16 protein-coding genes, 1 tRNA gene and 5 pseudogenes are annotated in these 14,540 nt (G+C 34.8%); 10 read left to right on the forward strand and 12 right to left on the reverse strand.

Annotated features, from left to right (window positions below):
* Positions 1-36 precede the first annotated feature (36 nt).
* Positions 37-831: a 16S rRNA (adenine(1518)-N(6)/adenine(1519)-N(6))-dimethyltransferase RsmA gene (gene rsmA, locus wTpre_RS05335; protein WP_068652510.1), complete on the reverse strand. Its 795-nt coding sequence runs from the start codon at positions 829-831 to the stop codon at positions 37-39.
* Positions 832-908: 77 nt separating this feature from the next.
* Between rsmA and wTpre_RS05340 the strand changes: the two genes are divergently transcribed.
* Both wTpre_RS05340 and wTpre_RS05345 read left to right on the forward strand, forming a co-directional pair.
* Positions 909-981: transfer RNA gene (locus tag wTpre_RS05340), tRNA-Thr, on the forward strand.
* Positions 982-1,005: 24 nt separating this feature from the next.
* Positions 1,006-1,722 carry a triosephosphate isomerase gene (locus wTpre_RS05345; protein WP_068652512.1) on the forward strand — a complete coding sequence of 239 codons (717 nt, stop codon included), beginning with the start codon at positions 1,006-1,008 and terminating at the stop codon, positions 1,720-1,722.
* A gap of 72 nt (positions 1,723-1,794) precedes the next feature.
* On the opposite strand, the gene wTpre_RS07075 is transcribed toward wTpre_RS05345, so the two are convergent.
* From wTpre_RS07075 to wTpre_RS05365, 5 genes are all read right to left on the reverse strand, one after another.
* Positions 1,795-2,412 (reverse strand): recombinase zinc ribbon domain-containing protein, encoded by a 618-nt coding sequence (locus wTpre_RS07075; protein ID WP_245609422.1) that lies wholly within the window; start codon positions 2,410-2,412, stop codon positions 1,795-1,797.
* Positions 2,413-2,414: 2 nt separating this feature from the next.
* Positions 2,415-2,777 (reverse strand): recombinase family protein, encoded by a 363-nt coding sequence (locus tag wTpre_RS07080; RefSeq protein WP_245609423.1) that lies wholly within the window; start codon positions 2,775-2,777, stop codon positions 2,415-2,417.
* Between the two features lie 190 nt (positions 2,778-2,967).
* Entirely contained in the window at positions 2,968-3,342 is a 375-nt protein-coding gene (locus wTpre_RS07085; RefSeq protein ID WP_245609424.1) for a recombinase family protein, read from the reverse strand.
* Between the two features lie 198 nt (positions 3,343-3,540).
* Positions 3,541-4,038, reverse strand: a complete 498-nt coding sequence (locus wTpre_RS05360) for an ankyrin repeat domain-containing protein (RefSeq protein WP_245609570.1) — start codon at positions 4,036-4,038, stop codon at positions 3,541-3,543.
* An 80-nt stretch (positions 4,039-4,118) separates the two neighbouring features.
* Entirely contained in the window at positions 4,119-4,829 is a 711-nt protein-coding gene (locus wTpre_RS05365) for an ankyrin repeat domain-containing protein (RefSeq protein WP_068652694.1), read from the reverse strand.
* On the opposite strand from wTpre_RS05365, the gene wTpre_RS05370 reads away from it, so the two are divergent.
* The 7 genes and pseudogenes from wTpre_RS05370 to wTpre_RS05400 all read left to right on the forward strand — a co-directional run bounded on the left by wTpre_RS05370 (position 4,771) and on the right by wTpre_RS05400 (position 8,489).
* The gene (locus wTpre_RS05370) at positions 4,771-5,016 is read left to right on the forward strand and encodes a helix-turn-helix domain-containing protein (RefSeq protein ID WP_245609573.1); all 246 of its coding nucleotides are present in this window, start codon (positions 4,771-4,773) and stop codon (positions 5,014-5,016) included. The genes wTpre_RS05365 and wTpre_RS05370 overlap by 59 nt on opposite strands.
* A gap of 103 nt (positions 5,017-5,119) precedes the next feature.
* The gene (locus wTpre_RS05375) at positions 5,120-5,932 is read left to right on the forward strand and encodes an ATP-binding protein (protein WP_068652514.1); all 813 of its coding nucleotides are present in this window, start codon (positions 5,120-5,122) and stop codon (positions 5,930-5,932) included.
* Positions 5,933-5,943: 11 nt separating this feature from the next.
* Positions 5,944-6,407, forward strand: a pseudogene (locus wTpre_RS05380) (AAA family ATPase); the annotation flags it as partial.
* Complete coding sequence (locus wTpre_RS05730) at positions 6,403-6,618, forward strand: hypothetical protein (RefSeq protein WP_068652516.1); 216 nt, start codon at positions 6,403-6,405, stop codon at positions 6,616-6,618. The pseudogene wTpre_RS05380 and the gene wTpre_RS05730, both read left to right, overlap by 5 nt.
* Positions 6,619-6,745: 127 nt before the next feature.
* Positions 6,746-7,277 (forward strand): annotated as a pseudogene (locus tag wTpre_RS05390) (ankyrin repeat domain-containing protein).
* A gap of 67 nt (positions 7,278-7,344) precedes the next feature.
* Positions 7,345-7,566, forward strand: coding sequence for a hypothetical protein (locus tag wTpre_RS05395; RefSeq protein ID WP_068652518.1), 222 nt, complete (start codon positions 7,345-7,347; stop codon positions 7,564-7,566).
* Between the two features lie 8 nt (positions 7,567-7,574).
* Entirely contained in the window at positions 7,575-8,489 is a 915-nt protein-coding gene (locus tag wTpre_RS05400; protein ID WP_068652520.1) for a patatin-like phospholipase family protein, read from the forward strand.
* A 74-nt stretch (positions 8,490-8,563) separates the two neighbouring features.
* On the opposite strand, the gene wTpre_RS07090 is transcribed toward wTpre_RS05400, so the two are convergent.
* From wTpre_RS07090 to mutL, 6 genes and pseudogenes are all read right to left on the reverse strand, one after another.
* On the reverse strand, positions 8,564-8,725 hold the full coding sequence (locus tag wTpre_RS07090; protein WP_245609426.1) for a hypothetical protein: 162 nt from the start codon (positions 8,723-8,725) through the stop codon (positions 8,564-8,566).
* Between the two features lie 245 nt (positions 8,726-8,970).
* Complete coding sequence (locus wTpre_RS07095) at positions 8,971-9,117, reverse strand: hypothetical protein (protein WP_245609427.1); 147 nt, start codon at positions 9,115-9,117, stop codon at positions 8,971-8,973.
* A gap of 48 nt (positions 9,118-9,165) precedes the next feature.
* Positions 9,166-9,336: a hypothetical protein gene (locus tag wTpre_RS07100; protein WP_245609428.1), complete on the reverse strand. Its 171-nt coding sequence runs from the start codon at positions 9,334-9,336 to the stop codon at positions 9,166-9,168.
* A 45-nt stretch (positions 9,337-9,381) separates the two neighbouring features.
* Positions 9,382-9,477, reverse strand: a pseudogene (locus tag wTpre_RS07330) (WO male-killing family protein Wmk); the annotation flags it as partial.
* Between the two features lie 138 nt (positions 9,478-9,615).
* Positions 9,616-10,560 (reverse strand): annotated as a pseudogene (gene wmk, locus wTpre_RS05410) (WO male-killing family protein Wmk).
* Between the two features lie 68 nt (positions 10,561-10,628).
* Positions 10,629-12,407, reverse strand: a pseudogene (gene mutL, locus wTpre_RS05415) (DNA mismatch repair endonuclease MutL).
* Between the two features lie 259 nt (positions 12,408-12,666).
* On the opposite strand from mutL, the gene wTpre_RS05420 reads away from it, so the two are divergent.
* The gene (locus tag wTpre_RS05420) at positions 12,667-14,226 is read left to right on the forward strand and encodes a hypothetical protein (RefSeq protein WP_068652522.1); all 1,560 of its coding nucleotides are present in this window, start codon (positions 12,667-12,669) and stop codon (positions 14,224-14,226) included.
* Positions 14,227-14,540 lie beyond the last annotated feature (314 nt).

A 14,540-nucleotide genomic window follows, 5' to 3' on the forward strand; every position in this document is an offset into this window, starting at 1 on the left:
AAATAGGATAGAAGAGATATAAAGCTCCTAACATATTTATCGCATAATTACATTATTTGCTAGCAAACAGAACTGCTCAATATTTAAGCTTTCTGGACGTTCATCTCCACTCAGTTTAGCATTCTCAAGAGTAGTTGAGACATCACTAGTTATACTTTGCAAGCTATTTCTCAGCATCTTTCTTCTTTGAGCGAACACAGTACGTGTTAGCTTTGTTAAGGTTTCTAAATTTACTGCAAATCTTGGAGAGGGTAAAGGTTTTACTGTAATTACTGAAGAATATACTTTTGGTTTTGGAAAAAATTCCTTAGGTTCAATATCAAATTCCTTTTTTATGTCGCATAGTAACTGGCTTAGCACTGATAGGGAACCATAATCTTTAGAATTAGATTCTGCTGTAATACGCTCTGCTACCTCCTTTTGGAACATTAACGTCAAATTCGTAAAAAATTTTATATTATTTAACCACTTTAAAAATAATGCTACTGAGATATTGTAAGGCAAGTTAGCAATGACTTTGACTGGACATTCTACCAGCTCTTTTTCTACAACATTAAGTGCATCTGCTTCTATAATTCTATATTTTCCCTGATGCTCATTTAGAAATTGTTCGTGATGTTTCACTAAACTACTATCTTTTTCTATAGAAAGTAGAAAATTTGGATTATACGCCAATATTTCTCTTGTTAACGCACCATACCCAGGACCAATTTCAATAACATTAAAATCTTTCAGGCTACCAGCTAAGGCAACTATTCTTTTTGTTATCTCATTCGATAAAATAAAATTTTGCCCTAGACTCTTTTTTGGCTTCAGTGAAAATTTTTTCATATGATCTTAGTATGCAGTATTTTAAAAATTAGTTGACGAAAATTCATCAATAATTGTATATTGTCAGTGTATTTAATGCCGGCTTAGCTCAATTGGTAGAGCAACTGACTTGTAATCAGTAGGTTGTTAGTTCAAGTCCGACAGCCGGCACTCTTATCCATACAAGTAAAGTTGATGTCCTTTTTAATAGTAGCAAATTGGAAAATGAATGGAACACGTTCTTCATTTGTTAACTTTATAGGCGAACTTAACAACAAGAGCAACGAAATTACCTCTAAATTGGTAATTTGCCCTCCTTTTACATCATTTCCAAGCAGTATAGAGTTGAACAATAATATTAAAATAGGAGGACAGAATTGCCATCATAGAGAGTCCGGTTCTTACACAGGTGAAATTAGTGCAGGAATGTTGAAGGAACTAGGATGTAGTTACGTAATACTTGGACATTCTGAAAGGGATCATGAAAAAGATAGTGAAATAAAACTTAAATCGAAAACAGCAATAGAATCAGGATTACACCCAATCATCTGTGTAGGTGAAAACTCAGAGGATTATAAAAATAAAAAAACAAAAGAAGTAATAGAATATCAATGCAAAAACCGTTTGCCAACACAAGGTGAATATACCATAGCATACGAACCGATATGGGCAATAGGAACAGGAAATGTGCCAAATAATGACGCAATTGCTGAGGTGATAGAGATAATAAAATTATGTGCTGGTAAAAAACACATTATATATGGTGGCTCAGTCAGCTCAGAAAATATAGGAAGCTTGCTCAGTATTCCAAATCTATTAGGAGTTTTAATTGGTAGTGCAAGCTTAGATTTTGATCACTTTTATCAAATTACACAACAAGTCGAGAAAAAACTTTCTCTCAATCAATTCTAAAGGATAAACACTCTTATTATAATGACGTCCAGTACAATGTTGCAAATTAATAATCTCTCCATCCTGTGCTGGTTATTCGATTCTAAACGCCACTTCTACCTGGTCATAATCAATCTGAATTCGTTCTACTAATGCTTTAATGATGCCACGCTTAGTTTGCCAATCTAGCTGTTCCAAATTAGATTTTACACTGTAATAAAGACTCTTTATACTGTTGATGATAAGGTTCATTCCCTTCTCTATTGCTTTTTGATCAACTACCTTTTTCTTCTCTTCTTCTATCCCTCTTAAGCGCTCCCTCATTCTTTTCATCGTCTGTTTAAATTCTTCCTCACTTATATATCTTTTATCTCCTACATTTTCTTGACTATAATAGTCTTCCATTAACTTTTCGATGCCTTGTTTTATTTGATTTTCCCTTCTTGCAAGCTTCTTATCTGATGATTCATCATTTTTATTTTCTGCAATTCTACGGCGATACTCATTTTTTACTATCTCTGGGTTTTTTAGTAAATTTTTCACCTTTTCCCATATAGCTGTTTCTAACATATCTGTACGGACCAATTTATTAGTACACTTCTTCCTACCATCAGTAATACGTATAGTACTACTACAGCGATAATAGCTAAACTTTTTTCCCTCAACTCCACATTGTGCACCACTATACGCATATCCACAGTTTTGACACACAACTAGACCTTGTAATAGATATTTCTTTTTCCTCCTTCTCTCTGCATCCTTGCTCTTTTTCTATTTTCATCCAGTTGCTTTTGTACTTTATTAAATAACCCTTCATCAACTATTTTTGGTGCTGGTATATAAATCCAGCTGTCCTCATCTGTGCGACAGATAGAAACCTTTTGTTTATTTCTTTCTCTTCTTTCAACCCTCTTTAATTTACCAAACGCTGCTTGTCCTCTATATGCTGTATTTCTTAATACCTTCCAAATTATTATTGGACACCACACCTTCTTTCCAGTTCTTGTTCTAATTGACTTATCTCTTAGTCTACGTATCACTTCCCTTATACTTATTCTTTCTTGCCCTACCCACATGAATAGCTGCTTTAATATTTTGCTTCCTCTTCATTTATTTCAAACTTTGTCTTTTCTCTATCTACATGCTTTATACTATTATAACCAAAAGGTGTAATGCCAATTACACTTACACAGCCTTTTTTGCTCTATGGAGTTTTCCCCTACGACTACGTTCCATAATCTTTGTACACTCATATTCTGCCACTAATCATTGCATTCCCAATAACAATTTAGACTCTGGATTATTTTCAGTCTTATGATTTAAGAATATTACTTCTACTCCTACTTTTTCAAATTCATCAAGTAATATCATTTGATGTGCAGATTTTCTTGATAGTTGGTCAGGTGAATGAATATAAATTTTATCAATTTGATCTTCTCCTACTTTATCACGTAATGCATCTAAACCTTCACGTTCTAAACTCCACCCACTAAGCCCATCATCCTTAAATTCATACTCATTCAATAACTCATGCTTATCTGCAGCAATTCTATGCTTGAGCTCGGCAATTTGACTCTCTATTGTATTGTTCTGCTCTTGACTCTTCGATGAAACTCTTGCATATAAGGCCACTATTATCATTTTTCTTTATCTCTTTTTCATTGTTTCTTTTTTCCGCATACCTTAGTAACAGCTCATAGGCGTCTGCTAGATGTTGTTCCGCTAATTCATCTTGCTCGTATCGGCAAGTTAATGTTCTTTTTCTCATAGTTTCTCCTGCAAATGTTTTTGTAGTGCAAGGAGCCTTACCACTCCTTTTTTCCATCAATCCATTTACTCTTATGAAAAAGACCAACTTTTATCAGCTACAGCCTTCAAATTTGGTCTAGCCCTTCCTTTGCCAACTGCTGTTGCGCTTTCTGATACGACTCTTATTTTTTTTAACAAACTTTCCATTTTCTCTGTTTCTTTCTTTAATACCTCGGCTATTTCTTTGCTATTTTTCGCATAATCCATCTCTGTTATTCCAAATTTATCTGCTTGCTCTATTTCAGCCCCTGCTTTTACTAGCTCCTCCACTATTTTTTCTCCTACCATACATGCAAGATGCAGCGGAGTGCATTTATTGCCATACTCTTCAGCATTTACATTCCCTCCTGATTTTATCAATTCTCTAACTGTTTCTAGACGTTTCTCCGTTATCGCTAGATGCAGTGCTGTATGTCCTCTTACATCTTCTGTATTCACATCTACTCCTTTTTCGGTTAATAACCTCACTGTTTTTACCTCTACTGCATAATGTAGAGATGTTCTTCCTTTTTCGTCTCTTTCATAAATATTTTTAAACGAGTTCTCTCATAGTGACTCCTCTTTTTTACCGATCTTTACCATAACTTACCCCACCTTTTCTTTAAATTTTAAGCCTTCCTTCTCACCATCTCATCTATCATTTCGTTCACTTTGCTCATTATCTTGCTTGCTAAATTTTGACATTCTTTCTTTATTAGCGATTTGTCTCTCTTCCTTATTTCTCCTATCTCTATTATTTTTAGCTCCGGCATGTAGCTTCCATTCAACATGTCTACTATTTCTCCCACTAGCCCCTCTATTCCATAGCACGTCAGTTCTCTACTTTTTGTTATTCCTCCTTTTTCTCTCAAAAATTTACTCGCCTTTTCACTTTCTTTGCTATCACATAGACGATACTTTTCACTTTCCCAGATGTAATACATTGGCGTTGTGCCGTACTTATTCAGTTGATTAACTTCAGCTACAGCTTTTACCAGCTCTTTTATTATTTCAACTCCTGTTCCTCCCATCTTACACCCAGAGTGGAGTGGCATACATCCATTGACATATTGAGTGGAATTTACTTCTGCTCCCGACCTTAGCAGCACTTTTACATTTTCTAAACTCTTTGCGAATACTGCACAGTGTAGAGGTGTATAACCATTTTTATCTCTTGCATTTACCTCTGCTCCTTTTATTATTAATAATCTCACTGTTTTGTAATCAGAGATTTCTACTGCTTGATGCAAGATCATTTCTCCTTCTTCATTTCTTTTATTAATGTCTTTAAATCCGTTACTTGATGCTTCTTTAAAAAACTTACTCTTGCTAAAACTCATTGCGATAATTCGCACTGATATAAATAATATAATTTCAACTTTGTCTGAAAAAGATAGTAATTTATGTCAATTACTTAAGGTATTTACTATTACTGAAGTTTCTGTAATAACCAAAATACCAAAGACAACTATCTATCGCACACTAGAACGAATACGCGATAAATTCTCGATTTTAGAGAAGTTATAAGCTCTTGATTATATTTGCTCAAAAATTTTTTTTTGCAAATTGCGGACGAATTGCCTAGGTCATCGTACATATATATTTAGGTGCTGGGAGAAAAATAAAAATAATGAACAGCAATGAACGGCTAAAAGTTCAAATAGGTATAAAAATGGTCATCTTTGGTCCTTATGGTATAGGTAAAACTAGTCTCTTAAAGACCATAAATGAACCAACAATTTGTCTTGATTTTGAGGCAGGTTTACTTGCTGTTCAAGATTGGCAAGGGGATTATGTAAGTATTCGTACTTGGAATGAGGCAAGAGATATTGCATGTCTCATAGGTGGTCCTAATCCTGCGTTAAAATATGACTCAGCGTATAGCCAAAGACACTATGAGCATGTATCCAGTAAATACAAAGAGCTTTCTTCAGAGTTTCTCAAGTACCGATGTATTTTTATCGATAGCATGACAGTAGCCTCGCGTTTATGTCTATTGTGGGCAAAAATGCAACCTGAAGCTTTTTCTGAAAGATCAGGAAAACAAGATATGAGAGCTGCTTACGGATTACTTACTCAAGAGATGATGGCTTGGCTCAATCAGTTTCAACATATTCCAAATAAAGACATCATTATAGTTGGAACTCTTGGACAATACCTTAATGATTTCAATCGCTCGACTTGGCTACCTCAATGTGAAGGTGCTAAAACCGCAAGTGAAATTCCTGGCATTGTTGATGAAGTAATTAGCATGGTTGGAATCAAGAAAGATTATGGTACAGAAATTCGTTCATTTGTCTGTCAGACGATTAATTCTTGGGGATATCCTGCTAAAGATCGAAGTGGTTGCCTTAATATGGTTGAAGAACCGCATCTAGGAAAACTTCTTACAAAAATTAAAACTAAAGCTTTTGCAATTCAACCTGTCACGCCCAACATATAGGAGGTTATTATATGCTACAAAACTTTTTAACTACTGGTAAAAAATTCCTTTTTTAAGTGTGAAAGAATACCTGGACGATCGATCGCCAATACCAGAGGATATAATCTCACCAAGAATTCTAACTAAAAGAGGTTTGTTAGTATTTGGTGGCCTTCCTAAGATTGGCAAAAGCTACTTTTTGATCTCTTGGCTTGTTTACATGGCTGCTGGTAGATCATTTCTCGGTATGACACCAAATAGACCTTTGAAAATCTTCTACATGCTAACTGAAATTGAATATGAATATATGAAAGAACGTTTGCAACAACTTGATAATGAACTTTTAAATGTAGCTGCTAACAACTTAATCATTACGCCAAAAATGCACTTATCATTTAATCATGATGAAATAAGTGAAATTAAGGAGATTGTAAATGAACGCTTTAAAACTAATGTTTTGGCCATAGATCCATTATGTAACATCTTTAGCAGTGAATAAAGAAACAGTTGGTAGTAGCGAGCCAAGTTATATTATGCTGGAACTTTACTCTAATGCAGAGTCAGCGCTGAGTGCAGCAAATGCCAAGTTGAAACAATTGAAGCGTAACAATGAAGCTTTAGATATAACTATGCCTGGTAATCCTCAAATTTTTGCAGAAGCTAAACTTAATCTTGTAGACTTTAACCAAGAGGTAGATGGTGAATGAATAGTTAATAGAGCGGAGCATACATTAAATAGCTCAGGTTACCTTACTATGTTGTCAGCATCTTTGAGTAAGTAATGTAAATAAAAAATGAGTAAATGATCTATTTAATATTAAAAAGATGTTGAATATGGATAAATTGGGTCAAGATACAAAAAACAAGCTGCATTTTTGGTGGCTTATAACAGTAATAGTATGTATTATTGCTACCTATTCCTACATGAAGGCAAAGGCTGCAGATAATTATAAAACGATATTACGCATGCCTCTCAAAATTGTAACTTAGAGACTATAAAATTCTTAGTAGAAAATCTATTAGATATTAATGTGCAGATTCCTAAATTAACAGCACTACATTCTGCTGCAAAAGAGGGATATGCAGAGGTTGTAAAATTCCTAGTAGAAAAAGGAGTTGATATAAATGCTACGAAATATGAAAGATGGACACCTTTACATGCAGCTACATATGAAGGCAAATTGGAGAAATGAGATTTTTATTAGACAAAGGTTCAGACCCTACCATTAGAGATACAGATGGAAAAACACCAAGGAAATTCGCTGTATTAAGATCACGGCATAATAAGGACAAACCTTATAATGAAATCATTAAGCTTCTTGCAGAAGCAGAGGACCGATACGAATCAACAAAAAGTAATCACTAGAGCTATAATTTTTCTATAATCTGCATATAAATTTCCAAAACTATCCATAACAAGTTCATATTTTTACATGAAAAAGCAAAAAATCTCAATAAAGGTAATACTAACAATAGTTGTACAGACTGTAGGGTTAATCTGGTGGTTGGCAAAACTCGACCTACGTGTACATATCCATGATAAATTTGTAGAAAAAAACCAAGAACTAATCGAAATAGTCTATCGACTTGAAGAGAGAGTGAAAAACCTCACTGAAGAAGTTAATGAACTTGAAGCTATTCACAAACACAAATAAATTTTACAGTGACAAAGTACATTTTATCTGTAGATGGAGGTGGCATTAGAGGGATAATACCTGCCATTATTCTAGCAGAAATTGAATCTAGGACAAAAAAGCCAATTTCCCAGATTATTGATTTAATGGCAGGAACCTCAACCGGTGGGATTATTGTTGCTGTACTTTGTAAAAGCAATAAACTTCAATACTTTGCCAATGATTTGGTTGAACTTTACCAAGAGTATGGAGCATATATCTTTCAATCATCATTTTGGAGAAAATCAATTGCTTCTTGGCTTAGTAGTTCTCAGTACTCATATAGAAATATGGAATTTCTTCTCAATAAATACTTTGGTGAAAGTACTATGGCCAATGTTGCAAGTAATCTACTGCTCACCAGTTATAACATTCACAATAGTTGTGAATTTTTCTTCAAAAGTTGGAAAGAAGAAAACATTAAGTTAAAAGATGCACTCAGAGCTACAACAGCTGCTCCAACGTACTTCACACCAAAACGTCTGAAAATTAGCCAAACAGAGAGAGTGTTGATAGATGACGGAGTGTTTGCCAATAATCCAGCGGCTTGTGCATATGCAAGTGGTAAAAGGTTATTTCCAAATGATGAGATTATACTGCTATCAATAGGTACTGGTGGAACAAATAGAAGTATAAAGTATGCTAACTCAAGTAGATTTGGCAAAATAGGGTGGATCAAGCCACTACTGAATGTGATGTTTGCTTCTGGATTGGATTGCGTTAATTATCAACTAGAACAAGTAATAGATGATAAATACATAAGAATACAATCGCAATTGAAAGTAGCATCGACTGAGATGGACAATATTACACTCAAAAATATCAAATCTCTTCAGCAAGAGGCAAATGCAATGATGAAGTACAACCAGAAATTAATAGATAAACTTTGCGATTTCATATCTTAATTTATACCAAGCAAAATTCAACTTAGCCAAAAAAGTTGGTTAGCAAATTCTACTGGTTAAAGTATTAACTAACTTTACTTATATCTTAAACACATTCGATTTTCACACTCACCCAACTCATCAGAAGTTAGGCCACTTGCTCGCACAATAATATCAATAGCAACACCTTCCTTAACTGGATCTTTTGCAATCTTGATTTTCTCTGCTTTTTTAACCTTTTCTTTACCAGTTTGCATTCCTTCAGATAAAGATCTGGCTACCGTATCCAGTAATTCTTGATCCTCAATTTTTTCGCATTTACCTATAAACCCAAAAACTGGCTCATTTTCATATTCTGTTAGTCCAAGAGCTTTAATGTTAACTGATAATGTCTTTGCTATCTTATATAATATTTCAATTGGAATATCTGTATATCATCGTTAATAGTCGTATATTTCTTTAGGTGTTGACCGATTTTATTTGCCAAGTCCTTCTGAGTGTATTACCGTATTAATCTCTGCTCTTTTATCCTTTTCCCCACTTTGTAGAGTATAGAATCAGTACAAATTTCTTTCTCTATATCATCATATTCATAAGTAGATAAGAGAGTCACTTGGGAAATAACATTAACTGAAACTCCTTCTTTCACTAGATTTTTGCTACTTCTATTTTCGCTTCTTCTTGTCTAATTTTCTCGCTAATATATATAAACCATTACTAATGGATACAGCTTCTTGCGTAATTCCTGATCCTTAATTTCTCTATGTATTTTTGTTAGATAGACTATTTCTTTATCATCATCTTCATACCAACTGTTTTCTCTTAGTACTGTTGGTCCTGGAAGTAGATCTATAACATTAACCGACAATGCTCCTGCTATTATATACGATTCTTCGATTGTAATAGCCTTGCACCCTAGTTCAAAGTTATGTATTTCCTCATGTGTTAAACCAATTTTGCTTGCTAATTTTGCCTGAGTATACCCTTGTACTATCCTACAACCTTCTATTTTTCCCCAGCTCGTAGCTTACTGAGCCAATATGCTATGAATTATCATAGATAAATCCTCTAAAAGCTGTTTTTCCTATAGAAGCAAACATATATTCTATCACAAAAAAAATCCACTATTGGCTAAGTTTTTATGAAATCAAAAAAATTTCTCAATCATATAATTTGATAAGCCTGTCGTTTGCAAGATAATATCAACAGAAATTCCTTCTTTTACTAAATTCCTTGCAACTTCAATCTTCTTTTCCTCTCTGACCTTTTCTCTATAAACATGTATACCTTAAAATAAAGACTTGATTAGCATATCGCGTAATTCCCGACTCTCAATCTTTTTGTATTCTTCTATCAACTTTGATAGCTTTTCTTCCGCTTCACTATCCTCATCTGATTCGGGAAGTAGATCTATGATACTGATTAATAATACCTTTGCTATTTCATCTAACATTTCAAGTGAAACAGCAGCTCGTCCTTGTTCATATTCATATATTCTTTGATTTATATTACGCCCACTTTGCTTGCTAAATCTTCTTGAGTGTATCCTCGTATCAATCTCCATTCTTTTATTTTTTGACCTACTTTATACGGAATAGAAATTTTTTCTCATCATTATCATATTCATCAATAGATAAACTGGTCGTTTGAGAGATAATATGAGCAGAAACTCCTTCCTTAACCAAACCCTTTGCCACCTCTACTTTTACTGCCTTTCCACTTTCTTCCTCACTAATACGGATGAATTTAGTTAATAAATAAAACGTTTCACGTAATTCTTGGTACTTAATCTCTTTATGTCTTCTTACTAGATTTAATATCTCTTCTTCCTCATACCTTTCCTCATTTGATACTTATTGTCCGCAAGCTAGATCTCTAGCAGTTATTGATAATGCTTATGCTAATTCATATAACTTCTTAATTGAAATTCTACGTGTTCCTTTTTCATATTGCAGTATTACCTGATATGTTGTATCGATTTTTTTTGTGCTAAATCTTTTTGAGTATATCCCTTTGCTAACCTACGATTTATTACTTCCTGCCCTATTACTTTATAATCTAAAAAATTAGAGCATTTATTCTCTTTTTTCACATTTTATACTCCATAACGAGAAGAGCTGTCACGTATACTTAATTGGGAACCTTTTTGACAAACCGAACTCATCTCCTTTCAAACAATTTTTCTATATCACTTAGTTTCATTTCTATATACGTTGGTCTTCCGTGATCAGAATATGGAGTTTTCTCAATTTGTTTTAGTATCTTATTCATCTCTTCCAATTTCATTTTTCTTCCTGCTCCGTGGCAAGCGATTATGGATGATATTTTGTTCACTTTATCCTCTATTGGTAGCGTATCTTCTATTTCCATTAACTTATCTACTATATCAACTAGCATCTCTTTTATATCTGTTGTTCCCAAGATTGCAGGTATTTCTTTTATCGTTACTTTATCTTCTGATTGTATTTCAATATCAAAACCCATTTCAAAAAGCTCATCTTTATAAGTTTTAACCATCTCCATTCCAGCTTGGTTTTTAATTTCAACTATTTCAGGAATGAGAAGTTTTTGTCTTTTTATGCTTGTTAAGCACTCGTATATCTATCTCTCATAGGCTGCATGTTGATCTACTATAATCAGCCTATCTTCAGCCTCAGCAATAATGTAAGTATTGTAGACCTGACAGCGTGCATATCCTAGAGGGTGATCCTCTATCAAATCAATTTGCTTCCTTTCTAAAACCATCGTTACCTTTTGGGGTGGGGATTCTCCATGCTTAAAAGTTTCTGGTAAGCTTTGCCTTCTTTCATCTGGTGCATTGAATTCTTTCATTAGACGATTTTCTAAAAGACTTGGTCTCTTTTCATAAAACTCTTTTTGATTTTTCCTCTTTACTATCAACCTTCTCTTGGCTATCACATTCTTCAATACTTTGAGGTTCAACATCACTTGCTGCGAACGTACCTATTCTTGTCGATAATGCTTTCTCTTCTCACTATTTCATATGTTGACCTTTTATTCTAAAATCTTACTTCTGATTTATTTGGATGCACATTTACATCTACTTGATCGTATGGTATCTCTAAGTTCAGCAATGCAAAGGGATACCTATTGTTTGGAATAAAATCGTGACACGCAAATCTAATTGCACTAACAAGTAGATTATCTTTTATTGGCCTGCCATTAACAAACGTATAGATCTGAGTTGAATTGCCACGACTAATAGTTGGTTTACAGATGTATCCCGTAAGTTTGATGCCGTCTTTTTCCTCTTTAACTTCCAGCGAACTGCTCTGAAATTCTTCTTCTACTTCACATAGTCTGTTAAAGAATGAAGTTTGTTTAGCATATTTTAAGAGCTTTTTATTACTGGAAGTGAGAGTAAATCAAATACTATAGTTAATCATTGCTAAGTTATTTACAATTTCAACAATGCTTTGTGTTTCCGCTCTTTCGGTTTTCAGAAGTTTTAGCCTATTTGGAGTAGCAAAAAACAAATCTCTCACTTCAATATGTGTACCTTGCAATAAAGAACAAGGCATAAGTTCTCCTATTTTTATCCACCTTCATACCTTATAGACCATACTTCCTTTGCTCCACTTGCCTTAGATGATAATTTCATTATACTTACTGCTGCAACTGAAGGTAGAGCCTCTCCTCTAAAGCCAAGATGTCTTATTTCTATTAACTAACTATCGCTTAATTTTGAAGTAGCGTGGCGCATAAATGCAAGTTCCAAATCTTCCTTTTCTATTCCATTCCATCATCTGTCACAGTTATAAGGTTACGCCCACCACTTTCTATTTTGATCTCCATCTCTGAACTTCCAGCATCTATTGCATTTTCTACTAACTACTTTACTACACTTGCTGGCCTCTCTATCACCTCTCCCGCTGCTATACGGTTTATAGTTTCTATATCTAAAAGAATTATTGCCATATGAGTTTCTCTTTCACTGCTTCAATCTGCTTCTTTCTCCATTTTTTAATCTACTCTCTCCTTGTGTAATATTTGGCTCCAAAGTTCCTAACTCTTTGTCATTTGTATAACATGGATATAATCTAACCTCCTATTTTTTACTTACATCATCTTTTGATTTTCCTCATGCTTTTCAAGATACGCTCTAATAAAAATTAATTATTGCAAAGCTTTTAGTATTATTGTAAAAAGAAGTGTTAAGTTATTGTCTTATTATTTTATGAAAAAAAGCACCTCTTTATCAGTCGATAGTGTAGACTATATGCTGTCTAAGCTCCATCCAGTTTTAAATCGTTCTAGGTCCTTGTGTAATCTTTTAACGGTTTCGCGCAATAGAGAAAAACATTCTGCATTGATGAAACACTTGAGTTTGGATCATGGATATGATTATGATAAAGTTTATTTGTGGAGAAAGTTGGAAAGTATCTCGGATAAAATAAGATCTTTATCTATGAAAGCCGCAGATTTTCTCTTTGTTCTCTCTCCTGATAGGAAGTTGAAGCGTGTTCCTAACATCACCACAGAGGGTTTTCTTGGTTCTCTATCCTCATTTTCAGCAGAGGCCAAGGCTCTTTCTGAAATAATCTGTCAATCAACTCTGACAACACGATCATCTTCTTCCCAAGAGGATCTGTCTTTACTTCTTAATGAAGTCGTTGAACTTATCGACTCCTTCCTAAGTGAGAAAAAAGGCATTAAAAACCCAGTGGCTGATGTTCTACCCTCTTCTACAGACGATTCCTTTGAAGTAAACGCCACTGTGAAAGTAAGGGTTACTGAGGGATCGGAGACTGGGTTGAATTCCTTGGGAACGCAAGGACTTGATAAGATTGTAGTAGCGTTTTCTACACAGTCCAAACTCCCAGATAGGAAGGTAGTAAATTTGTCTGATACTGTTAGTTGCGCACTTCACGATCGTAGCTATGGAAGGAGCGCTAATGGGGGAGAGTCTCTACCTGTGCCGCTTTCTTCCAGGACTCAGTTTGCGGTTAGCACTGCTCAAGCAGATGATGATAATCTTAGAAGCGAGGCACCATCTTCAAGTGATATTCAATTCAGCTCTCAGAAAAGTGGGAAAAAATTGAGAAGTACAGAACTTTTTAGGAGCGATAGTGAATTTAGTTCTCGGGAAAGTTCGAGAAATAGGGGCTATTCTCGGAGAGACGGTGAATTTAGTTCTCGCGAGAGTGTGAGAAGCCCGGTACCTCCTAGGAGGGATAGTGAATTTAGTTCTCGGGAAAGTTCGAGAAGTAGGGGCTATTCTCGGAGAGATGGTGAATTTAGTTCTCGGGAAAGTTCGAGAAGTAGGGGCTATTCTCGGAGAGATGGTGAATTTAGTTCTCGGGAAAATTTGAGGGATAAGAGAGGCCATTACAATTATGATCAAGGTGGTTTCGTATCCAAAAGTTTGGGGTTTTATAATCAGTCTACCTCCTGTGACTCTCTCCCTTTAAATTTAGATTATGTGTATCCTTTCCCGTACGCTGCCATGAGCTATGGACCTGTTTTCCCACGTCCTCCTTTTCCCTTTGGTACTTCTCCTATCCCTAGCTACCATAGCCTCCCTAATATTCATCGGTTTTCCGGTTCTAGAGCTGTTTCTTCTGCTGGTTTTAATCTCCCTTCTCCACGCCTAATGATTAGGGATTCCTTTTCCAGTAGTGCAAGTAGTTTACCGCCTGCTAGTGATATAGTTTCTTCTAATGTTGGTACACTATCTAGTAAACTAGAAAGTGTTGAAGTTTCTAAGCCTCAGGAAACAAGAGAAGTTCCACGTTGAATGTGACTATGCTAGTTTATTTGACTTCCGGTTACAATTCTTTCTGGATGATTTGATTAGTACGGTTCCTGCTGAGGCAAACTGTGGTTATAAACGTAAAATGTGAAGTCTAATGACAGGATGACTGAACTGGTGGAGTATTTAGCTTTTTCTCCACCTTTTCTAGGTGAGGTCAGACTTGTTGATTGTGGATTTGGTTTGACTCCCTTTATCTTTTTCTGTATGTTTTGCACGGTGTCATTTTTACCCTATTATTATGCAATTTTATCTCTATCTAACAGGTGATCATCTTGATTTGAGGGGAGTAAGTCAGA

It is taken from the genome of Wolbachia endosymbiont of Trichogramma pretiosum (assembly GCF_001439985.1).
Lineage (GTDB): Bacteria > Pseudomonadota > Alphaproteobacteria > Rickettsiales > Anaplasmataceae > Wolbachia.

What these genes read in the sequence shown, in the direction of transcription:
- rsmA (WP_068652510.1), bottom strand. Translation starts at nt 831, where the DNA reads ATGAAAAAATTTTCACTGAAGCCAAAAAAGAGTCTAGGGCAAAATTTT.
- wTpre_RS05345 (WP_068652512.1), top strand. Translation starts at nt 1,006, where the DNA reads ATGTCCTTTTTAATAGTAGCAAATTGGAAAATGAATGGAACACGTTCT.
- wTpre_RS07080 (WP_245609423.1), bottom strand. Translation starts at nt 2,777, where the DNA reads ATGTGGGTAGGGCAAGAAAGAATAAGTATAAGGGAAGTGATACGTAGA.
- wTpre_RS07085 (WP_245609424.1), bottom strand. Translation starts at nt 3,342, where the DNA reads ATGATAATAGTGGCCTTATATGCAAGAGTTTCATCGAAGAGTCAAGAG.
- wTpre_RS05370 (WP_245609573.1), top strand. Translation starts at nt 4,771, where the DNA reads ATGTCTTTAAATCCGTTACTTGATGCTTCTTTAAAAAACTTACTCTTG.
- wTpre_RS05365 (WP_068652694.1), bottom strand. Translation starts at nt 4,829, where the DNA reads ATGAGTTTTAGCAAGAGTAAGTTTTTTAAAGAAGCATCAAGTAACGGA.
- wTpre_RS05375 (WP_068652514.1), top strand. Translation starts at nt 5,120, where the DNA reads ATGAACAGCAATGAACGGCTAAAAGTTCAAATAGGTATAAAAATGGTC.
- wTpre_RS05395 (WP_068652518.1), top strand. Translation starts at nt 7,345, where the DNA reads ATGAAAAAGCAAAAAATCTCAATAAAGGTAATACTAACAATAGTTGTA.
- wTpre_RS07090 (WP_245609426.1), bottom strand. Translation starts at nt 8,725, where the DNA reads ATGCAAACTGGTAAAGAAAAGGTTAAAAAAGCAGAGAAAATCAAGATT.
- wTpre_RS05420 (WP_068652522.1), top strand. Translation starts at nt 12,667, where the DNA reads ATGAAAAAAAGCACCTCTTTATCAGTCGATAGTGTAGACTATATGCTG.